The sequence below is a fragment of the Frondihabitans sp. Leaf304 genome, assembly GCF_001423105.1.
GTDB lineage: Bacteria > Actinomycetota > Actinomycetes > Actinomycetales > Microbacteriaceae > Frondihabitans.
Map to the genome: position 1 here is coordinate 250,341 of NZ_LMNV01000003.1, position 22,144 is coordinate 272,484.

Annotated in this window: 22 protein-coding genes; 8 read left to right on the top strand and 14 right to left on the bottom strand. The window is 68.2% G+C overall.

All coding sequences use genetic code 11. The features are described from left to right. Nucleotides 1-51 precede the first annotated feature (51 nt). The 3 genes from ASF54_RS11485 to murI are packed head-to-tail and all read right to left on the bottom strand — an operon-like array spanning nt 52 to nt 2,290. Entirely contained in the window at nt 52-702 is a 651-nt protein-coding gene (locus ASF54_RS11485) for a non-canonical purine NTP pyrophosphatase (protein ID WP_055962942.1), read from the bottom strand. Further along, complete coding sequence (rph, locus tag ASF54_RS11490) at nt 699-1,427, bottom strand: ribonuclease PH (RefSeq protein WP_055962945.1); 729 nt, start codon at nt 1,425-1,427, stop codon at nt 699-701. The genes ASF54_RS11485 and rph overlap by 4 nt, the downstream gene beginning before the upstream one ends. Continuing rightward, nucleotides 1,424-2,290 (bottom strand): glutamate racemase, encoded by an 867-nt coding sequence (gene murI, locus ASF54_RS11495; RefSeq protein ID WP_055962948.1) that lies wholly within the window; start codon nt 2,288-2,290, stop codon nt 1,424-1,426. The genes rph and murI overlap by 4 nt, the downstream gene beginning before the upstream one ends. Nucleotides 2,291-2,483: 193 nt before the next feature. On the opposite strand from murI, the gene ASF54_RS11500 reads away from it, so the two are divergent. Beyond that, the gene (locus ASF54_RS11500) at nt 2,484-3,734 is read left to right on the top strand and encodes a nicotinate phosphoribosyltransferase (RefSeq protein WP_055963970.1); all 1,251 of its coding nucleotides are present in this window, start codon (nt 2,484-2,486) and stop codon (nt 3,732-3,734) included. Between the two features lie 60 nt (nt 3,735-3,794). Here ASF54_RS11500 and ASF54_RS11505 read toward each other — a convergent pair whose 3' ends face one another. The 3 genes from ASF54_RS11505 to ASF54_RS16915 form a co-directional block, all read right to left on the bottom strand. Continuing rightward, nucleotides 3,795-4,070 carry a DUF3039 domain-containing protein gene (locus ASF54_RS11505; RefSeq protein ID WP_123942759.1) on the bottom strand — a complete coding sequence of 92 codons (276 nt, stop codon included), beginning with the start codon at nt 4,068-4,070 and terminating at the stop codon, nt 3,795-3,797. A gap of 77 nt (nt 4,071-4,147) precedes the next feature. Further along, nucleotides 4,148-5,713: a hypothetical protein gene (locus tag ASF54_RS11510; RefSeq protein WP_055962954.1), complete on the bottom strand. Its 1,566-nt coding sequence runs from the start codon at nt 5,711-5,713 to the stop codon at nt 4,148-4,150. Continuing rightward, nucleotides 5,689-7,206, bottom strand: a complete 1,518-nt coding sequence (locus ASF54_RS16915; protein WP_235481041.1) for an ATP-binding cassette domain-containing protein — start codon at nt 7,204-7,206, stop codon at nt 5,689-5,691. Before ASF54_RS16915 ends, ASF54_RS11510 begins: the two co-directional genes overlap by 25 nt. A 293-nt stretch (nt 7,207-7,499) precedes the next feature. Here ASF54_RS16915 and ASF54_RS11520 point away from each other — a divergent pair, with 293 nt between their 5' ends. The 5 genes from ASF54_RS11520 to ASF54_RS11540 all read left to right on the top strand — a co-directional run bounded on the left by ASF54_RS11520 (nt 7,500) and on the right by ASF54_RS11540 (nt 11,068). Next, a complete protein-coding gene (locus ASF54_RS11520) occupies nt 7,500-8,192 on the top strand; it encodes a phosphocholine cytidylyltransferase family protein (protein WP_055962958.1) in 693 nt (230 codons plus the stop codon). A 37-nt stretch (nt 8,193-8,229) separates the two neighbouring features. Further along, on the top strand, nt 8,230-9,042 hold the full coding sequence (locus ASF54_RS11525) for an ABC transporter permease (protein WP_084816217.1): 813 nt from the start codon (nt 8,230-8,232) through the stop codon (nt 9,040-9,042). Further along, nucleotides 9,042-9,797, top strand: coding sequence for an ABC transporter ATP-binding protein (locus ASF54_RS11530; protein ID WP_055962961.1), 756 nt, complete (start codon nt 9,042-9,044; stop codon nt 9,795-9,797). The genes ASF54_RS11525 and ASF54_RS11530 overlap by 1 nt, the downstream gene beginning before the upstream one ends. Before the next feature lie 10 nt (nt 9,798-9,807). Further along, nucleotides 9,808-10,653 carry a hypothetical protein gene (locus ASF54_RS11535; protein ID WP_055962963.1) on the top strand — a complete coding sequence of 282 codons (846 nt, stop codon included), beginning with the start codon at nt 9,808-9,810 and terminating at the stop codon, nt 10,651-10,653. A 136-nt stretch (nt 10,654-10,789) separates the two neighbouring features. Beyond that, on the top strand, nt 10,790-11,068 hold the full coding sequence (locus ASF54_RS11540; RefSeq protein ID WP_055962966.1) for a hypothetical protein: 279 nt from the start codon (nt 10,790-10,792) through the stop codon (nt 11,066-11,068). A 30-nt stretch (nt 11,069-11,098) separates the two neighbouring features. On the opposite strand, the gene ASF54_RS11545 is transcribed toward ASF54_RS11540, so the two are convergent. From ASF54_RS11545 to ASF54_RS11570, 6 genes are all read right to left on the bottom strand, one after another. Further along, nucleotides 11,099-11,413, bottom strand: a complete 315-nt coding sequence (locus ASF54_RS11545; protein ID WP_084816218.1) for a helix-turn-helix domain-containing protein — start codon at nt 11,411-11,413, stop codon at nt 11,099-11,101. Between the two features lie 88 nt (nt 11,414-11,501). Next, nucleotides 11,502-12,797: a CDP-glycerol glycerophosphotransferase family protein gene (locus tag ASF54_RS11550; protein ID WP_084816219.1), complete on the bottom strand. Its 1,296-nt coding sequence runs from the start codon at nt 12,795-12,797 to the stop codon at nt 11,502-11,504. A 96-nt stretch (nt 12,798-12,893) separates the two neighbouring features. Beyond that, nucleotides 12,894-13,748 (bottom strand): glycosyltransferase family 2 protein, encoded by an 855-nt coding sequence (locus ASF54_RS11555; RefSeq protein WP_235481043.1) that lies wholly within the window; start codon nt 13,746-13,748, stop codon nt 12,894-12,896. 26 nt (nt 13,749-13,774) lie between these two features. Continuing rightward, on the bottom strand, nt 13,775-14,584 hold the full coding sequence (locus ASF54_RS11560; protein ID WP_055962971.1) for a CDP-alcohol phosphatidyltransferase family protein: 810 nt from the start codon (nt 14,582-14,584) through the stop codon (nt 13,775-13,777). 2 nt (nt 14,585-14,586) lie between these two features. Then, nucleotides 14,587-15,663, bottom strand: a complete 1,077-nt coding sequence (locus tag ASF54_RS11565) for a glycosyltransferase family 2 protein (protein WP_055962973.1) — start codon at nt 15,661-15,663, stop codon at nt 14,587-14,589. Nucleotides 15,664-15,754: 91 nt separating this feature from the next. Then, entirely contained in the window at nt 15,755-17,338 is a 1,584-nt protein-coding gene (locus ASF54_RS11570; RefSeq protein ID WP_055962978.1) for a S1C family serine protease, read from the bottom strand. Nucleotides 17,339-17,506: 168 nt separating this feature from the next. Here ASF54_RS11570 and ASF54_RS11575 point away from each other — a divergent pair, with 168 nt between their 5' ends. Further along, a complete protein-coding gene (locus ASF54_RS11575; protein WP_055962982.1) occupies nt 17,507-18,706 on the top strand; it encodes an aminotransferase class I/II-fold pyridoxal phosphate-dependent enzyme in 1,200 nt (399 codons plus the stop codon). A 145-nt stretch (nt 18,707-18,851) separates the two neighbouring features. Here the strand turns inward: ASF54_RS11575 and ASF54_RS11580 are convergent, their stop codons facing one another. Beyond that, the gene (locus ASF54_RS11580; RefSeq protein ID WP_055962985.1) at nt 18,852-19,661 is read right to left on the bottom strand and encodes a carbon-nitrogen hydrolase family protein; all 810 of its coding nucleotides are present in this window, start codon (nt 19,659-19,661) and stop codon (nt 18,852-18,854) included. An 82-nt stretch (nt 19,662-19,743) separates the two neighbouring features. On the opposite strand from ASF54_RS11580, the gene ASF54_RS11585 reads away from it, so the two are divergent. Next, complete coding sequence (locus tag ASF54_RS11585; protein WP_055962988.1) at nt 19,744-21,015, top strand: exonuclease domain-containing protein; 1,272 nt, start codon at nt 19,744-19,746, stop codon at nt 21,013-21,015. A 68-nt stretch (nt 21,016-21,083) separates the two neighbouring features. Here ASF54_RS11585 and ASF54_RS11590 read toward each other — a convergent pair whose 3' ends face one another. Continuing rightward, the gene (locus ASF54_RS11590) at nt 21,084-22,097 is read right to left on the bottom strand and encodes a glycosyl hydrolase family 18 protein (RefSeq protein WP_157510163.1); all 1,014 of its coding nucleotides are present in this window, start codon (nt 22,095-22,097) and stop codon (nt 21,084-21,086) included. Nucleotides 22,098-22,144: the final 47 nt, after the last annotated feature.

Here is a 22,144-nt window from a genome sequence, read left to right on the forward strand (position 1 = left end):
CGTCGGTTTGGCCGTTCCACGTCGGGTCAGCCTCGAAGTCGGAGTTGGGCCCTACGAGACCAGCGCGGCAACCCGCGGCGCGAGTGCCCGGAACGCCTGCGACCGGTGACTCGTCGCGTCTTTCTCGGCCGTGCTGAGCTCCGCTGCCGAGCGGCTCTCACCGGCGGGGCAGAAGATCGGGTCGTAGCCGAAGCCGCCGGATCCTGACGCCTTATCGAGAACGTGCCCTGACCAGGTCGCGAGCTCGACATATTCGTCAGATTCGACCGACTCGGCCGGGCCGTCGGGCCCGACGGAGGCGACCGACGGCGGTATGACCAGCGCCGCGGCGCACACGAACGAGGCGCTTCGATCGGCGCCGCCGAGAGCATCGAGGTTGGTCAGCAGCAGGCGGAGGTTGTCGCCGTCGTGGCGGGTGCCGGCGTAGCGGGCGGAGTGGATGCCTGGCGCCCCGTCGAGGGCGTCGACGGTGATACCCGAGTCATCGGCAAGGGCCGGCAAGCCGGTGTATTCGGCGGCAGCCCGGGCTTTGATGAGGGCATTGGCCTCGAAGGTGTCGCCGTCTTCGACCGGTTCTGGGCCGTCGTAGGTGAGGAGCTCGACTCCGTCGAGGGCATCACCTAGGATCCGACGGAGCTCGGCCACTTTGTGGGCATTGTGCGTCGCCAGGACGACTTTCACGGTCGAGGGTGCCACGGTCACACCTCCAGGGTGCGCTTCTGGATCGCGCTGAGGTCGACGGCGCCCGCCAGCGCGAGGTCGAGCAGCGAGTTGAGCTCGTCGCGGTCGAAGGGGGCGCCCTCGGCCGTGCCCTGCACCTCGATGAAGGTGCCCGAACCGGTGACGACGACGTTCATGTCGGTCTCGGCGCGCACGTCTTCGACGTAGGCGAGGTCGAGCATCGGTTCGCCGTCGATGATGCCGACGGAGACGGCCGAGACGCTGTCGGAGAGGGGCGTGGCCTTCTGGGCGATGAACTTGTTGTCTTTGCCCCACTGGATCGCCTGGGCCAGCGCGACGTAGGCGCCGGTGATGGCGGCCGTGCGGGTCCCGCCGTCGGCCTGGAGCACGTCGCAGTCGAGCACGATCGTGTTCTCGCCGAGGGCCTTCATGTCGACGACGGCGCGGAGGCTGCGGCCGATGAGGCGGGAGATCTCGTGCGTGCGCCCGCCGATCTTGCCTTTGACGCTCTCGCGGTCGTTGCGGGAGTTCGTGGCGCGCGGCAGCATGGCGTATTCGGCGGTGACCCAGCCCTTGCCCTTGCCGGCAAGCCAGCGCGGCACGCCGTTCGTGAAGGACGCCGTGCAGAGCACGCGGGTGTTGCCGAAGCTGACGAGGGCGCTGCCCTCCGCCTGCGGGCTCCAGCCGAGCTCGATGGTGACCTCGCGGAGCTGGTCTGTCTGTCGGCCGTCGGCGCGTTCTGTCATGCGGTGTTCTCCTTGGTTCGGTTCGCCCGGAATTCCGGGGGAAGATCGATCGTTCCGGTCTCGAGGTGGCTCACCGTCGAGACCTCGGGGCCGAGGAAACGCTTGGCGAGCCGGATGAAGCCCGCCTGGTCGGCACCGGTGGCCTGGAAGTCGTAGAGGGGCGCAGCGCCATCGCGCCGGTCGAGGTCGTGGGCCACCAGCGTCGAGTAGACGTCGTTGGCGGTCTCTTCGGCGCTCGAGACCAGGGTCACATCGGGGCCCATGACGTACTGGATGGCTGCCGACATCAGCGGGTAGTGCGTGCAGCCGAGCACGAGGGTGTCGACGCGGGCGTCGCGGAGCGGGGCGAGGTACTCCTCGGCGACCGCGCGCAACTCGGCGCTGGAGGTGTCGCCCGCCTCGACGAACTCGACGAAGCGCGGGCAGGCCTGCGTGAAGAGAGCGAGGTCGGGGGCGGCCGCGAAAGCGTCTTCGTAGGCCCGCGAATCGATCGTGCCGGAGGTGCCGATCACGCCGACGCGACGGGTGCGCGTCTGCTTCATCGCGGCGCGCACGGCCGGCTGGATCACCTCGACGACGGGGATGCCGTGCGGGCCGGTGTAGCGCTCGCGAGCATCGCGGAGGACGGCCGCGGAGGCCGTATTGCAGGCAATGACCAACAGCTTGACGCCCTGGGCAACGAGGTCGTCCATGACGGCAAGCGCGTACTCGCGCACCTGGGCGATCGGCTTGGGGCCGTAGGGCATGTGCTCCGTGTCGCCGACGTAGCGGATCGACTCCCGCGGCAGCTGGTCGATGATCGCCCGGGAGACGGTCAGGCCGCCGACGCCCGAGTCGAAGACTCCGATGGGTGCGTCCGTCACGATGGTCGAGTCTACCGGTCGGGCCGCTGCCGAATTTGAAGGAGATCCGCGCGCTCGACCCCGCGCGATCGGCATGACTTCGTCGGCGTCAGCGGGTGTTTCCTTCGAATTTGCAAGAGGCACGCGGCACGATGGCGGGGCCTAGGCTGGCTGCGTGACCAGTGCACTCCTGACCGACCGGTACGAACTCACCATGCTCGACGCGGGCCTCCGCGACGGCACCGCCCTTCGCGAGAGCGTGTTCGAGGTGTTCACCAGACGCCTCCCGCCGGGCCGCCGCTACGGTGTCGTCGCCGGCACCGGCCGGTTCCTGGAGGAGCTCCGGCGCTTCCGCTTCGGCGAACCGGAGCTCGAGTGGCTCCGCGAGCAGAACGTCGTGGGCGCCCCCACGATCGACTGGCTCGCCGACTACCGGTTCACCGGCAACATCTGGGGCTATCGCGAGGGCGAACTCTTCTTCCCGAACTCGCCTCTGCTCATCATCGAGTCGACATTCGCCGAGGCGGTCCTCCTCGAGACGCTCGCGCTGAGCGTCTTCAACTACGATTCCGCCGTCGCCAGCGCTGCGGCGCGCATGGTCGCGGCGGCAGACGGGCGCCCCCTCGCCGAGATGGGTTCGCGGCGCACCGGAGAGTGGAGCGCTGTCGCGGCGGCACGTGCCGCGTTCATCGCCGGCTTCGGAGCAACGAGCAACCTCGAGGCCGGTCGCACCTGGGGAGTCCCGACGATGGGCACGGCCGCCCACGCGTTCACGCTTCTCTACGACACCGAAGAGGCCGCCTTCACCGCGCAGGTCGACGCCCTCGGCCCGTCGACGACGCTTCTCGTCGATACCTACGACATCGAGGCTGCGGTCGAGACGGCCGTGCGGGTGGCCGGGCCGGAGCTCGGCTCCGTTCGCATCGACTCGGGCGACCTCCCCCAGCTCGTCGCGCAGGTGCGGCGCCAGCTCGACACGCTCGGTGCCACCGGCACGAAGATCACCGTCACTAACGACCTCGACGAGTTCACGATCGCGGCGCTGCGGGCAGCCCCCGTCGACAGCTACGGTGTCGGCACCAGCGTCGTCACGGGCTCGGGCCACCCGGCCGCGTCGATGGTCTTCAAGCTGGTGGCGCACCGCGACGACAGCGGCGAGTGGGTGTCGGTCGGCAAGAAATCCGCCGAGAAAGCCACCGTCGGCGGTCGCAAGTTTGCCGTCCGGGCCCGGCGCAAGGGAATCGCGTCCGAAGAGATCGTCCGGGTTGGCTCGACCGAAGTCGGCCCCTCCGAGCGCACGCTGTTGGTGCCGCTCGTGACGGACGGCACGATCGACGAGCGCTGGACCGGCCCCGAGGGCGTCCTCCGTGCCCGAGCACACCGCGAAGCCGCCGTGGGCGAGCTGCCGCAGGCTGCGTTCAGCCTGGGTCGCGGCGAGCCAGTCATCCCAACCCGTTACGAGTGAGCGGGGCCGGACGGGCCGAGACCCCGGGTGCGTCAGCAGAGAGTCGAGCCGAGAAGGCCTCTACTCGGACTTCATCTTTTCGTAGATCGCCTTGCACGTCGGGCAGACCGGGAACTTCTCCGGGTCGCGACCCGGAGTCCACTTCTTGCCGCAGAGCGCCTTGACGGCCTTGCCCGACAGCGCCGACTCCATGATCTTGTTCTTCGGCACGTAGTGCGAGAAACGTTCGTGATCGCCCGGCTCGATGGCCTCCTCGTTGAGGAGTTTCTCCAACTCGCGGTCGAGAACGTCTGTTCCGCCGCCGGTGATTTCGCTTCCGCTACCCGTGTCGCTCATGCCGACCATCGTACGCCGCCCGCCGCGTCCTCTGAAGGGCGACCCGAAGGATCCTGCGCCCCGGCACCCGGCGCGAGTCAGCTTCGCAGCGCGAACGCCAGCAGCTCGGGGGCTCGGCGTGAGAACACCCACGACCCGATGGCGACTCCCGCCACCAGCACGACGGCTCCGGTGCCGAGGCCCGTCCAGAGGGCGGCCGACGCCAGGTCGCTGCGCCCATCGAGCGTCGCGACGATCGCCATCGCGCCGGTCGGCACGCTGAGGAGGACAGCCCCGCCGACGAGCAGGGATTGCGACCAGCCGGCCGCCGAGCTCGTCGACTGGGGTTGCTGGAACGGATCGTCACCGGGGCGGACGGCCGCATAGGGCAGCGCCGCCGACAGGATGCTCGACAGGCCGAGGCCGCAGAAGAGCAATGAGACGCAGATGCCCAGCTCGGGGCCGTAGGCGGTGTAGTCGCCCCGCAGGGCCACGGCTACCAGCGAGCCGACAAGGGCCAGAGGGACGCCGATGACGAGGGCGGGGGTCAGCCGTCCGAGGCGATCGGGGAGCCCGCGCGTATTCGCCGAGATGTGCATCCACAGGGCCGTGTTGTCGTAGGCCACGTCGTTGTGGGGCAGGAAGCCGAGCAGCAGGCACATGACCGGCACGGGGATGAGAGCGAGCAGACGCCAGTCGATGCCCGCGATTCCGAGAGGCACGATGAGCACCGGGAGGAACGGGAGGATCACGAGCGACCAGCGGTATCGGGCGTCGCGCACCCAGTACGTCAGGCTGCGCGCGGCAACGGCACCGCCCGGTGTTCCCCGCGTGAAATCGAACCAGCCGAGGCTCACTCGCTCCGCCTCGAGAGTGGGCGCCGGCGGGCGGTGCAGGGCACGCCCCACCAGCATCCGCCAGACCCACCACAGCACGGCGAGCGTGAGCAGGGCAACGACGACGTCGGCGACCACGCGACCGGTGCTGCCGGTGGCGGCGTGGCCGGGAAGGGCAACCGCGGCACCGAAGGGCGTCGCGGCGAGGAGAGACGCGACGGTGCCGGATCCTCGGTATCCGCCCGGAAGCACGACGCGGATGAGGTCGATCACGAGAGGCACCAGCACGAGGGCGACGACCACGCCTCCGACCGCGAGGAGGTCGCGAGCACGGCGCCCGGTGATCATCGTGTTGATCGTCGAGGCGACCAGCGCGAGGAGGAGCGCCGTGAGCCCCGCGAGAACGGCGGACACGACGGCCAGAGCGGCAATGCCCGAGCCTTCGCCGAACGACCGGACGTAGCCGGCGCCGAGGATCAGCAGCGACAGCGTCGGCAACCCGATGGCCCCGGCGAGAGCGAGACCGCCGGCCGCGGCGTCGGTGCCGATCGGGTAGCCGTACAGGCGACGCGGGTCTCCCCACGGTGGGCGCGACGAGGCGAACGGTGCGACGAGGAACGCCACCAGCAGAAGGGCGCCACCTCCGACGACGAGCGCCTGAACCTCGGGCAGAGGGTCGAAACGAAGGCGGCTGGTCAGCGTCGCGACGGCGATCGAGGCCGCGAGCACGATGACAACTCGCACGACCGTGGCGAAGGCCGGACGCAGGCCGAAGCGCACGAGGTTCGCGATCGAGAGCAGCCTCAGTCGGAGAAGCTGTGCAACCATTCCATCCCCTCCGTCGCTGCTCCCCCGCCGGCCAATTCGACGAACCGTTCCTGTAGCGAGCGACCCGCACGCACGTCGTGGACCGTTCCCTGGGCCAGGACGTGCCCGTCGACGATCACGGCGACGCTGTCGCAGATGCGTTCGACGAGATCCATGCTGTGGCTCGACAGCAGCACGGTGCCGCCGCCGCGCACGTAGCGCTGGAGGATCTCGGTCACGGTCGCGGCCGAAACGGGGTCGACGGACTCGAACGGCTCGTCCAGGATCAGCAGTCGGGGCGAGTGGATGATCGCGGCCGCGAGTGCGACCTTCTTCGTCATGCCGACCGAGTAGTCCATGACGAGGCGCCCGAGGGCGTCCTGCAGGCCGAACGCCTCGGCGAGGTCGGCGGTCCGCTTGCGAGCTGTGGCACCGTCGAGGCCCCGGAGCGTGCCGGCGTAGTAGAGGAATTGCGCCCCCGTGAGCCGATCGAACAGCCGCAGCCGGTCGGGCAGAACGCCGAGCGATCTCTTGGCCTTTGATGACTCCTTGGCGCTCCAGACGTCGTCGCCGAGGATCGTCACGGTTCCCTCGTCGGGGCGCAGCAGCCCGGTCGCTATCGACAGGGTGGTGGTCTTGCCGGCGCCGTTCGGCCCGACGATTCCGTAGAACGAGCCCGCGTGCACGTCGAGGTCGATGTTCTCGACGGCCGTCGTCGCGCCGTAGCGCTTCACCAGGCCCTTGATCGAGAGCACGACGGGCGCGCTCTCGCGAGCGGCATCGGCTGAAGGATCCGACTCGGGCAGCGGGGTCTCGTCGACCTCCGTCTCGGGATCGTCTTCGGCGATCGGGGCAACGGTCGCGTCCGCCTCGGGCTCGGCGTCTGACGCGGGCTCAGCCACGGGCGTTGGCTCGGCTTCGGGAGCGGGCTCCGCCCCGGGAGCGTCGTCCGGCTCCGGCTCGACCTCGAGTTCTGCCGGTGCCTTCGGCTCTGGGGATGCGATCACGACAGGCGCCTCCGCCGATGCCGATGCCGATGCCGTCGGCGTCGGCGTCGGCGACGTGCGCCTTCGCGTCGCTGCGGATGCGCGCGGTGCGCGGGCCGGCGTCACACGGACGACCGGCTCGGCCTCGTCGGCGACCGAGTCGGAGTCGGCGACGGCTTCGCTCTCGTCGGCTGCAGCCTTGGCCGCCTCGGCCTTCACCTTCGCGGCTGCTTCCTTCGCCGCGGTCGCCTTGGCTGCGGCCGTCTTGGAGGCGGCCGTCGTGCGCGACGCCCCCGCCGGCTTCGAGGCAGTGGTTTTCGCGGCAGCCGTCTTCGCGGCAGCGGCCGTGCGGGCGGTCGCGGGCGTCCGTTTCGGCGTGGGCTTGCGAGCGCCCGGGGTATCCGGGGTCCGCTTCGCAGCCGGTGTGCGCGTCACCGGAACCGCCTTGTCGGCGGGTGCCCCGCCGGTCTCGATCTGGTCGCCCTGCCCGTGTGCGACCCCGCCGTCTGCGCCTTCCGTGTTGCTCACGGTGTCCCCCAATGCACGAGTGGTCGTCGTCCTTCTTCCCGGACGCTCAACCGTAGCAACCGGTCGAGGATCCCGGTCCCCGCCTCCCCGAGGCGAGTCGCCGACGTCACGAATAGGCGACAAACACCTGACAATCCGTCCCCCTATCACGCTTTGCCGGTACTCTCAGATTGCACATCGCTGTGCCGCAGACGACAAACCCCAGGTGTGACGACGACGAACAGTCGGTAACGCACGGGCTGCTCTCGCCCCGGGCGAAGCGCCCGGCCGGGTTCGAACCAGAGGAGACACGCATGAGCACGCAGATCGTTATTTTGGCAGCAGGTATGGGCACGCGCCTCGGCCGCTCCCTTCCGAAGTGCCTCACCGAGCTGGCCGACGGCCGCACCATCATGCAGCAGCAGATGGAGAACATCCGCAGCGCCTTCGGTGCCGACGTGAAGATCACCGTCGTCGTCGGGTACAAGTACGAGCACATCGTCGAGGCCTTCCCGACCGCGAGCTTCGTCTACAACGAGCAGTACGACCAGACCAACACCTCGAAGAGCCTGCTTCGCGCCCTCAAGGCGACCGGGTCGTCGAGTGTGCTCTGGATGAACGGCGACGTCGTCTTCGACCCCGCAGCTCTCACCCGCGCCGTGCCGTACATCTCGTCCGACCAGTCGTTCGTCTCGGTCAACACCTCCAGCGTCTCCGACGAAGAGGTCAAATACACCACCGACGCCGAGGGCTTCATCGACGAGCTCTCCAAGCAGGTCAAGCACGGTCTCGGCGAGGCCGTCGGCATCAACTTCGTCTCGAAGGCCGACAAGGCCGACCTGATTCGCCAGCTCGGTCGCGTCGACAGCCAAGACTATTTCGAGCGCGGCATCGAGCTGGGCATCGAACAGAATGCCCTACGCTTCGTACCGGTGGACATCTCCGACCTCTACGCCGTCGAGGTCGACTTCGCGGAAGACCTCGAGCGCGCCAACCTGTTCGTCTGACGCGTTCGGCGGGGTGTCCTGACGACATAGGACTCCCGTGACGACTTTCTCTCCCCCTTCGAGCACGATCGCCTCGCCCCGAGCGACCGGTCTCGCGCGCTACCGGCAGGTGCTCTGGCTGCTGACGTCGCGCGACCTCAAGGTCCGCTACTCGACGAGTGCGCTCGGCTACCTCTGGTCGATCCTCGACCCGCTGCTGATGAGCGCGATCTACTTCTTCGTCTTCACCGTCGTCTTCAAGCGCGACGTCGGCGAAGAGCCGTACATCGTCTTCCTGCTCAGCGGCCTCCTCGCCTGGCAGTGGTTCACCGGTGGGGTGTCGGATGCCACGAAGGCGTTCACCTCCGACGCCAAGCTGGTCCGGTCGACGAAGATCCCCCGCACCATCTGGGTCAACCGGATCGTGGCCTCGAAGGGCATCGAATTCCTGTTCAGCCTCCCCGTGCTGGCGATCTTCGCTCTGATCACCCGGGCCCCGCTGCACTGGGAGGTGGTGTTCTTCCCGCTGGCGATCATCCTGCAGGCCATCCTCGTCACCGGCCTCGGCCTCATCATCGCGCCGCTCGTCGTCTTCTTCCGCGACCTCGAGCGCGCCGTCAAGCTCATCCTGCGCTTCCTTTTCTACGCGTCGCCCATCATCTACGGAACGAAGAACCTCCCCGAATCCTTTCACGTGGTCGCGGCGTTCAACCCCCTCAGCGGCATCTTCGGGCTCTACCGATCGGCGTTCTTCCCCGATCAGCTCCGACCGCTGGAGGTCGTCGTTGCCGCCCTCATGTCGGTGGTGATTCTGTTCGTCGGGATCCTCGTCTTCCGCGCCTCGGAGCGCGCCGTCTTGAAGGAGATCTGATGGGCGAGAACCATCCCGTCATCCGGGTCTCGGGCGCCGGCATCCGGTACCGCCGCAATCGTCGCGCCCGTCGGTCGTTCAAAGACCTCTTCGCCGACAGCAGCCGTCGCACCAGGCCGGGCGAGTTCTGGGCCCTCCGCGACGTCTCGTTCGAGGTGCAGCCAGGCGAGTCGATCGGGGTCGTCGGCCGAAACGGCCAGGGCAAGTCGACCCTGCTGAAACTCGTGGCCGAGGTCGTTCTGCCCGATGAGGGACGCGTGTCGGTCGAGAAGGGCGTCGCGCCGCTCATCGAGATCACCGGCGGCTTCGTGGGCGACCTCAGCGTGCGCGACAACGTCTACCTGACCGCGGGCCTCCACGGTATGCGACGGGCCGAGATCGACGAAGCCTTCGATGAGATCATCGACTTCGCAGAGATCGCCGATTTCGTCGACACGCCCTACAAGCACCTGTCGAGCGGCATGAAGGTGCGAATCGCCTTCTCGGTGATCTCGCGCCTCGAAGAGCCCATCATCCTGGTCGACGAGGTGCTCGCGGTCGGCGACCGAGCGTTCCGGGAGAAGTGCTACCGCCGCATCGAAGAGATGCTCAGCGCGGGTCGCACGCTGTTCTTCGTCTCGCACAACGAGAAAGACCTCCGGCGCTTCTGCACCCGCGGTCTTTATCTCAACAAGGGGGCGCTCGTGTTCGACGGCCCGATCACCGAGGCGCTGGCGAGGTACAACGCCGATCTGGCTCCCAAGACCAAGGCGTAATGTCACGAGGATGCGACGATCCAAAAAAGCAGCCCTCGAGAAGGCCGAACTCGACCGAGCCTCTCTCGACAAGGTCGATCAGGCCGATTCCCGTTCTTCGGCGGTCGACGAGACCTGGGCCGTTCCGATCCAGGGTCAAGAACTGCGCGAGGTCGGTCGTCAATTGACGCGCGATACCGACAGCCCCAAATGGCAGCGCACTCTGAACCGGGTCTTGACGGTTCAGCACCCGGTCGTCGTCAGTCACGTGCGCCAGCTTCGACGCCGTCACCCGAATCACACTCCGGCGCAGGTCCTCCGCACTCTCGAGCGCGAATACCTCGCCGCCGTGACGACGGGTGGGGCCGCGGTGGGAGCGAGCGCCGTCATCCCCGGCATCGGCATTCCGCTCTCCCTCGCCCTCTCCGGGGCCGAGACGGCGTACTTCCTCGAGGCCAGCGCCCTCTATGCCCAGTCGGTAACCGAGGTGCACGGTGTCGCCGTGACCGACCCCGAACGTGCTCGCACCATCGTCATGGCGATGATGCTCGGCGGGCCGGGCGCAGACCTGGTCAAGCAGCTCGCGGGCGAGGCCATCGGCTCGGGCCCCGCGCGATCGGCGTTCTGGGGCGACCTCGTCGCCGAGCGCCTTCCGAAGGCGTCGCTCTCCGGTCTCTCCGGGCTCGTGCGCAAAGAGTTCACCAAGCGCTTCCTCCGCTCGCAGTCGACGTCGATCATCGGTCGCGCGATTCCGTTCGGCATCGGTGCCGTCATCGGTGGTGTGGGCAATCACACGCTCGGTCGCCGGGTCGTCACGAGCTCCCGCACCGCCTTTGGGCCGCCGCCCGCGTCGTTTCCCGTCGAATTAGGATCCTGACCGCCGTCTGTAATTAGCCGGCACACGGGGTCGTTTGCGCCTCCACAGACCCCCGCCCCTCGGGATTATCCCCAGCAATTGCGCCCTCCACAGGGGTGCCGGGCCATTCGTCGTAGGCCCCTTTTAGGGTCGTCCCATGAGAAGCCACGCCCCCGCCTACCCCGTCCCGTTCTGGATCGACCGCGACGATGCTCCGCACGTCATCCGCCTCGTCAATATGAGTGACGAGAGGGTGACCAACCTCCGAGCGACCCTCCTCGGGTCGGGCCACCTGGTCCCGCTCGAACCACTGACCCTCGAGCCGGGCAGAAGCGCCCGACTCACCCTCATCGGGGTGGAGAGCACCGACTCGATCGTCGTAGTGCGCTGGTTCCGCCCCGATGGCGAGGAGTACCTCTGGCGCATTAGCTTCTGAGGCCGGTGGCGTCGCCGCCGGGTTGCTCCGTCAGCTGGGCTGGCGCCCGGCTCGACGACGCTGCTCGGCGACATAGTCGGCGGCGCTGAACGCCTCGAGAAGCGCCGGGAGGTGATCTGCGGTGAGTCCGGCGACGAGCTGCGCCGGGTCGATGTCGAGAACTGCCGAGATGCGCACGAGCGTGTGCAGCACGGGGTTGCCGATGCCGCGCTCGATCTTGCCGTAGTTCGAGACGTTCATGCCCGCCAGATGGGCGACCTCGTCTTGGCTGAGGGCAAGCCGTAGTCGTTCCGCCTTGATCCGTTCGCCGACGATGCGTGACGCTTCAGAACTGGGAGCAGGCATACCCTACGAATACGGCACCCACGTCAGCATGTCCAGACTATATAAAGAGGCACTCTTTATGCCTCATTTGTATATGCCTTATTCGTGACTAGTCGCGGTGAGAGTCGTCGCCGTCATCTGGCCCCGCCTCAGAAGCGTCACCCGACGGTGACGCCTCCGGGCGCGGGCTCTGTGCCGCGAACTCGTGCCACCGGCTCTCGAGAAGCGCGACGGCCGACTCGAATCGGCGGGTCGCCACCCCCGGAGTCGTGTCGCCGAAGTGGTGTTCGGCCCAGAAGTCGAGGCGCTCCCGCGCGTCGGAGTCGAGAAGCACCCGGTCGACCAATCGAACGATGTCGCTAGCCTGATCGGCCGTCACCCACTCGGCCGACCCGAGGTAACCCCCCTCGTCGACCTCGGCCTCGGGTGAGACCGGTCGTGCAATAAGCAACGGTCGACCTGTGGCCAGCCGGTCGTAGACCATCGCCGAGATGTCGGTGATCGCGACATCGGCCGCAGCGAGCTGCCAGCCGAGGTCGGGTCCGTCGTCGAAGAGGTGACCGGCAGCGGGATCCTTGCGGTTCGCCTCCTCGATCAGCCGCTTGATGCCCTCGTGAGCCGTGCGATAGTCGGGGTCGCGCACACCGCTGCGCGGATGCGGCCGATAGACGACCCGGTGCCGGCCGGTCGCCAGCAGCGCCGGCACGAGCGCCGAGTGCGACGCGATCGACCCGTACGCGGCGGCGGGACGGTCGCCCTCCCAGGTCGGAGCGTAGAGGACGACGATACGGCCGTCGGGCGTATAGGGCAGTGCGCCAGCGAAGTGGTCGGCCTGGGGGCGCCCGATCAGAATGGCGCGGCGGTCGAGGTCGTAGTCCCAGAGCTTCGCGCCGAGCCGCTGCAATGCTGCCTTGCCTGCGACGAACGCGTAGTCGTACGTCTTGAACTGGTTGGTCGTCATGTACATCTTGTCGCTCTCGCCGTGATTGACGAAGACGTGCCACATGCGCGCGTATCGCATCATCTGGAAGTTGCGAGAGTTCTGGTTGACGTACAGGGTCATCGCGATCGGCTGCGATTCGACGAAGGCCTCCAGGTCGGCGACCTGGCGCGCATAGGCCACCGGAACCGGCGACTCGGACAGCAGCGCCAGCATCGTCGCGGGGCTTCGCACGACGATGGCAACCGGGGTCGTCCTGTTGAGATGCGCCAGGGGCGCGTACCACTGCCGAATTTGGTAGAGGTTCACCGGCCCGTCGGCGAAATAGACCGCGACGCGCACGACGCCCGGCCGAGGCGCTGTCAGGGTCAGGTCGCGTTTCGCCAGCTGCTTGCGCGTGCGACGGGCGCGCACCGAGCGTTTGACCAGCCCGAGGGCGAGACCGAGATCTCGAACGATCGGCATCAGGCTCCTTCGAAATGGTTGACGGCGGTGGCGGCACCGGAGACGGGCCAGTTGGCCCGACCGAGTCCGCTCTCTCTCAGCATTGCAGAACCCGCCTTAGAGAATCGGAGCGCGCCCGGCGCGGGTCATCCGGATGACCGTCCGCCATCCCATCGACCGACGCCCCCCGGGAGCCGAAGACCACCCCTCTCGGAATCCAGCGAGCCAGGGGCGCATGCGGTCGGGCCGACGACCCCACCGCACCAGGGTCACCAGAGTCCAGGATCCGACGTAAACCGGCACGAGAGGCCACGGCAGATTGCGCTTGGCCAACCACACACGATTGCGGGCGTTGAGCCGGTAGTACTGGCTATGACGCGCCGGGTCGATGGCGGGATGGTGAGCCACCAGGTCGCCCGCGTACCAGACGCGCAGGCCCTGCGCCCAGACCCGCCAGGCCAGCTCGATGCCCTCGTGGGCGTAGAAGTAGGGCTCTCCCCAGCCGCCGCACGCGTCGAACACGCTCCGACGCAGGAGGGTCGCGCCCTCCCACACCGAGAAGACGTCGCCCGAGTCGGTGGCCGACCCCTTCTTCAGCCGAGGGATCCATCGGCGCGGGTCCCCGACACCGCGCGGGTCGGTCACGCGCGGCTGAAGCAGACCGATGTCACCCGCCGTCTCGACGAGGGCGATCGCGTCGGCCAGGAACGTGTCGGAGGCGAGGGCCGCGTCGTCGTCAAGGAAGAACACGTAGTCACCGGAGACAGCCTCGGCACCCCGGTTTCGCCCGGCCGAGATTCCGACGTTCTCAGGGAGCACAAGCGATCGGACGCCGCCCGGAAGCGCGCCGGGATCAGCCCCATTGCCCACGCAGACGATGTCGAGCTCGACGTCGATCTGCCGCAGGACCGACTCGAGCCCGGCCCGCAGGTCGTCCGGTCGACGCCCCTGGGTCAGGCTGACGACGCCCACCGTCGGCCGGACAGGCGGCGAAACGCTCAGGATCGCACCCGCTTCGACGACATGATGGCCACGAAGTGCCCGACGAGGGCCAGCAGCGACAGCGGCGTGAGAATTTGGAGGAGAAGACGGTCGGCGTGCATCTGACCGACGAAGATGCCGACGATCGACACCACGAAGATGATCATCGTGAGCTCGACCGAGTGATACAGCCGATGGAACGGCACGAAGCGGGCAGCCCGCCGCAGCCGCGCCAACAGGCGACCGCTCGGCACGGTCACTCCCCCGCGCTTGTCTTCGAGCTTGTCGAGACCGGCGTTCGCGCGGGCGACGTGCACCATGTCGTTCAGCGCCTTGTTCAAGACGATGATCAGCGCCAACGTCAACCCGAGGGTCGTCCAGAGGAAGTCGGCCGGGGCCTGGAACGGGAATCCCGCCGCCCGGAACCCCAGCATGACCGGAATGAGCGCCTCGGTCGTGTAGTGCCCGACCTTGTCGAGGAACACCCCGGCCGGCGACGACGTGCCGCGCCAGCGGGCCACCTCTCCGTCGCAGCAGTCGATCAGCATCTGCACCTGCCCGAGCACGAGAGCGAGCAGCGGCCCCGCGATGCCGGGAATTAGCAGCGAGAAGGCGGTCGCCCACCCGGCGAGAATCATCAGCCCAGTGACACCGTTGGCCGAGATGCTCGTGCGCAGCAGCACCCAGGTGAGGTACGGCGAGATGTCACGCAGGTACAGCGAGGCGGTCCAGTGCTCGGCATTGGCCCGACTCCGCACCTCCGGTGGTTGCGCGACGCGCTTGAGCTCGGCGATCGACGAGGGTCTCGATCCGGGCGAAGGCGACATTCTTACCTTCCGACGTGGGCGGTGATGTTCTTGGTCAGCGAGAGGAACCCGGCGACGAAGCCGAGCCCCCAACCGAAATGGATGCAGGGCAACACTACGAGAAACCACAGTCTCGTCCGTGCGTCTTCCTCGCGGGCGGCCGTCAGAGTGGCCACGACGACGAACACGAGATAGACGGCCGGAACGGCGAAGCCGACGAGCAGCCACCCCGCCCAGGATCCGAGGACGGCGCCGATGATGCCGACGATCCCGACCAGTGCACCGACACCCACCCCGAGCACCATCGCGGGCGGTACGAGGTAGCGGAGCGAGTTGGCGAGCTTGAATCGGCGCACGAGCTCACCGCGCCAGATGCCCGTGGCGACGAACTGGCGGACGAGCTTGCCGAGACTCGGCCGGGGCCGATACGTCACGGTCAGGGCGGGGGTGAACCACACGGTGCCGCCCGACGCGCGGAGGCGCCGATTCAGCTCCCAGTCTTGACCGCGTTTGATGTCTTCGTCGAACAGGCCGACCTCGATCAGGCGACTGCGTCGGAAGACACCCAGGTAGGCCGTCTCGGCCGGGCCCTCCTTGCCTCCCACGTGATGGGGAGTGCCACCGAGACCGACGCGGCTGCCATAGGCGCGCGCAACGGCCTTCTCGAAGGGGGTGCGGCCCTCGGCGTGCATGATGCCGCCCACGTTGTCGGCCCCGCTGCGGAGCAGGGTCTCGACGGCCAGCCGGGTGTAGTCGGTGGGGAGCACGGAGTGCGCATCGACGCGGACGGTCACGGGGAACCTCGAGGCGAGGATCGCGACGTTCAGGCCTGCGGGAGTCGAGCCGATCGGATTCGGGACCGATCGGATCCTCGGGTCGGCCTGAGCCAGTCGCGCGACGACCTCGTTCGTGCCGTCGACGCTCGGCCCGAGGGCGAGCAGCACCTCGAAGGGGCCCGCGTGATCCTGGGCGATGAGCGACGCCACCGCCGACTCGATCTCGTGCACCTCGTTCAACACGGGCATCACATACGAGACGCCGACGGTGCGACTGTCGACCGAGTCGCCGCCGAGGGCATCGTCACGATCGTGGGTGCTCATGTCGTCCTGGCATGGGTTTGACGGTCGGCCGGGCGCCGTCCGGGGAAATCCGGACGAGCTTACCAGGGCGTCTCCGTCCGGTTGCCGGGCGTCATCCCTTGAGCGTGCCGAGGGTCACCGTCAGCGACTTGGTGCTGCCATCGCGGATGTACGTCAGCGAGGCCGTTGAACCGCCCGCGAGAACGCGCACCTGGGCCGAGAGATCGGTGCCGCTGGTCACCTGGACGCCGTCGAACTTCGTGACGACGTCGCCGGCACGGAGGCCCGCCTTCTGAGCGGCGCCACCGGAGGTCAGCGTCTTGATGAGGGCACCGGTCTGCGTCGCCGACGTGTCGCTCGTCGCGTCGTCGACGGAAGCCCCGAGAAGGCCGTGCGTCGCCGAACCGGTGTCTTTGATGTCGTTCGCCACGCGCTCGACGAGCTTCGACGGGATCGAGAACCCGACCCCGATGCTGCCGGCTGCGCTGCTCGACGACGACGATCCGCCGGCACTGGCGATAGCCACATTGATGCCGATGAGCTTGCCGTCGGTGTCGAGCAGGGCACCGCCCGAGTTACCCGGGTTGATGCTCGCGTCGGTCTGGATCACGGGGAGTGCGATGGTCGAGGTCGTCGAACCGGAACTGCCCTGGCCGTTGTCGAAGCTGAACGGGCCCTGGCCGTTGTTGTCTTGCGAGCCGCCCGAGGTGTCGCCGCCCGTGTCGGGGACGGCCGACGAGGCGACCGTGATGCTCCGGTTGAGGGTCGACACGATGCCGTCGGTGACGGTGTTCGAGAGCCCGAGGGGGGCGCCGATCGCCACGGTCGTGTCGCCGACGTTGAGTTTCGACGAGTCGGCGAACGTGATGGGAGTGAGGCCGGTCGCGTCGATCTTGATGACCGCCAGATCGACGAGAGGATCCGTACCGATCACCTTCGCGGAGTACACCCGGCCGCCCGAGGTCGTCACCGACACGGTTCCGGTCGAGCTCGCTCCGTCGAGGGTGACCACGTGGGTGTTCGTGACGATGTAGCCGTCGCTGGTGAGGATGACGCCCGAACCCGTTCCACCGGAAGAGCCCGACGTCACGCCGATGGTGACGACGGACGGGGTCGCCTTCGCCGCCACCGCGGTGATCAGCGACGCGTCTTTGTAGTGGCCGATCGAGAGGGTGTCGCTCGTTCCGCCGGTGGCCGCGGTCGCCCCCCGACCGAGCAGGGCATAGCCCCCGGTGGCGACGAGAGCGCCTATGACGGCGGCCACCGCGGCGACCGCGACGAACCCGCCGAGGCCGCTCCGCTTGCGCCGAGAGGAGGCCGGACGCTGCCAGACATCGTCGGAACCTGCTTCGGCGGCCGGCTCGGGCTCGCCGTTCTCTCGGAGCGTGCCGAAGGCCGAGGAGTGAGCTCCGGCGTACGGGGCGTGCGACAGCGACGGCGGAGCCTGGTGCACACCGGAGGTCGGCGCGGGTGCGGGGCGTGTGTCGGCCAGAGAAGAGGGGGTCTCACCGGGGAGAGCCGGGGCGCCGACCGGGGCCTGCCACGGCGAGCGCCGCTCGGGGACGACGGGAGTGGTCGTGTCGGCGAGGGGCTCCGTCGGGTTCGTCTCAGACGAACCCGGGTTGTCGGAAGGGCCGGCGTTCTCGGATGAACGGTCGTTCTCGGAAGAGCTGTCGCTGCCGGGGAACTGACTCATGCGCGGAGGGATCCTTTCGTGTCTCGACGGCCCTGCCGGCGATCCTCCTGGACCTCCGACACACCGCGAGCGAACTGATTTCACATCATAGGCTGGCTCTGTAAGGGTCAGCCGAGAACGCCGACCCCGGCCACGAGCGCTTCCGCTCCGAGACCTGACGAGGATGCCATGACGACACCGGCCCCCTGGGAACGCGCCGCTCGCGGCGCCATGCTCCTCGACAGTCACGGGCACCTCGCGCCCACGATCTTCGCCGAGATGTCCGCCCTCGCCGCGGCGACCGGCGCGATCAACCTCGGTCAGGGCTTCCCCGACGAAGACGGGCCCGAAGAGGTTCTCGAGGCGGCCCGCCGAGCCATCACCGACGGCGTGAACCAGTACCCGCCCGGGCGTGGCATGCCAGTGCTCCTCGAGGCCGTCGCCTCGCACCAGAAGCGCTTCTACGGCCTCGATGTCGACCCCGTCACCGAGGTACTCGTGACCGCCGGTGCGACCGAGGCCCTGGCGGCGACGCTCCTCGCTTTCGTCGAGCCGGGCGACGAGGTCGTGACCCTCGAACCCTTCTACGACTCGTATGGCGCCGTCATCGGGCTCGCCGGTGGCGACCACCGCACTGTCGCCCTTCGCGGCCGCGACTTCGAGGTCGACGAAGACGAACTGCGTCGAACCATTACGGACCGCACCCGGATCATCCTGCTCAACGACCCGCACAACCCGACCGGCAGCGTCCTCAGCGAGACGACCAAGCGTCTGCTCGTCGAGCTGGCCCACCAGCACGATGCCCTCCTCGTCTCCGACGAGGTCTACGAGCACCTGCTGTTCGACGGCGCCGAACACCGCCCGATCGCGACCCTGCCCGGAGCGGCCGAACGCACCGTCACGATCTCGAGCGGCGGGAAGACGTTCTCCACCACCGGCTGGAAGATCGGGTGGCTCACGGCCCCGGCCGAGATCGTGACCCGGATCCTTGCGGTCAAGCAGTTCTTGACATTCGTGAACGGGGCCCCGTTCCAGCCCGCCATCGCCGTCGGCCTCGGCCTGCCCGACACCTACTTCAGCGGAATTGCCGCGACACTGCAGAGCAAGCGCGATCTACTCCGGACGGGGCTCGAGGCGGCCGGCCTGCCGACCTCGACGCCGCGCGGCTCGTATTTCGTGGTCGCCGACGCCGCTGGGCTCGGTTTCGACGATGCTGTCGACCTCTGCCGCCGTCTCCCGTCGCTGGCCGGGGTGGTCGGCGTGCCGATCTCGGCGTTCTGCCACGCCGATCTCGCCGAGGAGTACTCATCGCTGGTGCGGTTCGCGTTCTGCAAGAGGTTCGAGGTGCTCGAGGAGGCCGTCGGGCGGCTGTCACGTCTCGGCGCTTAGTCCGCTGGCCGCTCGCCGCACGCCGCTCGCCGCAGGCCGCACGCCGCTAATTTGAGAGCGATCCGCCGCTGCATTCGCACCCGTTACTGCCGTGCGGGGGTGTCTGCTCCGGATCGCTCGCAGAGTGACGCCCGTGTGCCCGCCGTCAGGCCGGAGTCACCCGAAAGCGACGCAGCGCCAGCGCCGGGTTGACCTGCCGAACGTGCTCGAGCCGTGCGCGCGAGATCTCGGCGACCGCGATGCCGGTCTCGTCGCCGAGGGTCGCGATCTCGACACCGAACGGGTCGACGATCATGCTGTTGCCCACACCGATCGGCGGCACGTGGTCGGCTGCGGCGATGTAGATGGTGTTCTCGATGGCTCGCGCCGTGACGAGTGTGCGCCAGTGGTGCTCTTTCAACGGCCCCCGTACCCACTCGGCGGGCAGCAGGACGACCTCGGCGCCGGCGTCGACCAGAGTGCGAGTCACCTCGGGAAAGCGCACGTCGTAACAGGTCTGAAGCCCGACCCGGAAGCCCTCGATCTCGAACGTCTGCGGGGCCTCGATATCGCCGGCGACGACCCATTCCGACTCTTTTGATCCGAACGCGTCGTAGAGGTGCAGCTTCGAATACGTCGCGACTACTCCGCCCCTCGGGTCGACCGCCACGAGCGTGTTGGCAAAGCGACGAGGATCCGATGGCCGCGTCTCGACCAATCCCGCCACCACGTACAGGCCGTGCTTCGACGCGATGGTGCCCAGCCCGCGCACGAACGGTCCGTCGATCGGCTGAGCGCCCTCGACGAAGTTCACCCCGAGCTGCGCCTCGAAGAACGAGGAGTACTCCGGAAATACCGCCACGCTCGCCCCGCGCGCCGCGGCCTTCGCTGTCAGCTCGTCGATGACCCGCAGGTTGGCTTCGAAGTCGGCCGTCGGCGCAAACTGGGCCACTGCGGCGAGCATGGTGTCGGTCATGTCGCCACCCTAGCCGCGCTCGGCAAGGCGCTTTCTGACACGATGACTATCGGAAAGCATCCGTTCGGGTTTGGGGGAACACTTGGCGCACCACGGCTATGCAGTGATCGACTTCGAGACGACCGGCCTTTGGCCGGCCCGGCACGATCGTGTCATCGAAGTCGGCATCGTTCAGGTCTCGCCGAGTGGCGAGATCGAGGGCGAATACGAGACCGTCGTCAACCCGGGTCGCGACCTCGGCCCGACCCATATCCATCGACTCCGTGGCAGTGACGTGGCGGACGCTCCGTCCTTTCGCGACGTGGCCGGCGAGCTCCTCGACCGGCTCGCGGGCCGAGTCGTCGTCGCTCACAACGCGCGCTTCGAGGTCGACTTCCTCCGCGCCGAACTCGACCGAGTCGGCCTCGAGTCGCCACTCGACACCGATCGTGCACTCTGCACGATGAAGCTGGCGTCGCGATATCTGCCGGGGTCGGGCCGGAAGTTGGCCGACTGCTGTGCCGCGTTCGACATCGATCTGACCGACGCGCACGAGGCGCTGGCGGATGCAAGGGCGACGGCGCAACTGCTCGGTCAGTACCTGAGAGTCGGGCAGGAGGACACGCGGGAGTGGGCGGCATGGGGCGACCGGGCAGCGACACTGCGCTGGCCTCTGACTACGTGGCCGGGATCCTCGTGGACTCCTCGGCCCCGCCTTGCTGTCGCTGACGTCGAGGCGACCGCGAACCACGTTGCACCGCAGAAATCCACCGCTCTCGCCGACGCCGCGACCCACCTGCCGGCGCTAGAGACAACCGACAGCGAATCGGAATACGCGGCCATGCTCGACCGAGCCCTCTCGGACGGCTACCTCTCGCTCGACGAAGCCGATGAGCTGCGGGAGCTCGCAGCCATGCTCGCAATCATGCCCGCGCGTCGCCGTTCTCTCCATGAGGACTACTTTCGGGCGCTTGTCGATGCGGTGTGGATGGACGGCATCCTCACGGCCGAAGAACGGAGCGAGCTTGACGCAGTCGGCCGCATGCTCGACATCCCCGCCGAGATGCAGGAGGCCGCACTCGTGCCGCCGGTGGCCGGATCCTTCGCCGGCGCGACCCTCCTTCGGACCGATTCGGTCACCCTCAATCCCGGTGACGTCGTGGTACTGACCGGAGATATGTGGCTGCCCCGGGCCGAGATCGAGCGACTTCTTGCGATGGTTGGCGTCGTCGCATGGCCAGCGGTAACCAAGAGAACAACGCTGCTCGTCGCCGCCGATCCAACGTCCCTGTCGGGCAAGGCCCGGAAGGCACGCGATTACGGGGTGCCGGTTGCGGCTGAGGCGGATCTTCGGCGTGTGCTCGCTGCCGGGTAACGCACGCCGCCGTGAGAAGCCGCGACCGGGCTCGTCTCAACGGCTGAGCTAGCCAGCGGCTCTGCCAGTCAGCGAGTCAGCGGATCGCTCAGGCCGAGCGACCACACGGCCACGCCGCCGATGCGCAGCTGCTTCGCGTAGGCGAGACGAGCACGGTACGACTTCGCATCCGACCACCACACCACCGTCCCGTTCGACAGGGTCGCGTGCCACTCGAGCTGGGTCGTGCTCCAGACGGCCTTCGCCTTCGCCCGCTTGACGAGTGCGCGCGCCGCGCCATCCGACACCTGCGTGCCGTCGCCCTTCGCGGGCCAGGTGTAGCCGTACCCGGCGATGCCGAGGTGGATCCTCGCCGCGGGAACCGTGCGCACAAGCGGCGCCATCGTCTTCTTCAGCCAGGGAAGGCCGCCCACCGGGCCGGCTTTCGTCCAGGTCGGACCGTGCTGGTCATAGGCCATGAGGACGACGTGGTCGGCCGCACGCCCCAGGCCGCGCACGTCGTAGCCGAGATCGGAGTAGCGACCCGTCGTCGCCATCAGGCAGATCGAGACGCTCTTGCCCGCCCCCAGGGCCGAATTCAGTTTGGAGACGAGACTCGTCAACCCCGTCGGGTACTTCGACGACAGGCTTTCGAGGTCAATGGTGACGCCGTCCCAGCCGTGCTTCTGCACTTCGGCGGCCAGCAGCGCCACGACAGAGTCGATATTCGTCGGCGAGCCGAGGAGCGCGTCACCGATGGCCGGGGAGAAATCGCCGAGATCCGCGTCGAAGTTGCCGACGAGCAGCTCCGCTTTCTCATGCCGCGCGTGGGCTGCCTTCAGGAGCGCGAGCGCCTCCGGCGAGACGGCGCTGAGGCTCGCTCCCCCGCGCTCGACGTTGATGCCGTCGACCCCGACCGTCGTGAGAGCGGTCTTGGATGCATCGAGCCTGCTGGTCGGCGTCGAACCGGCCTCGGCATAGCCGACGACCTGCATCGTCGGGGCCGCGCTGGCCGGTGTCGCGGTGCATCCGGAGACCAGCAGGCCGATGGCTCCGGTCAGGCTTACGAGCAATGCCAATCGGGGCGTTCGACGAAACTTCACAGCCCGAGCGTATCGCGCGAAAAACCCCCAAGATCGTGATGATCTCG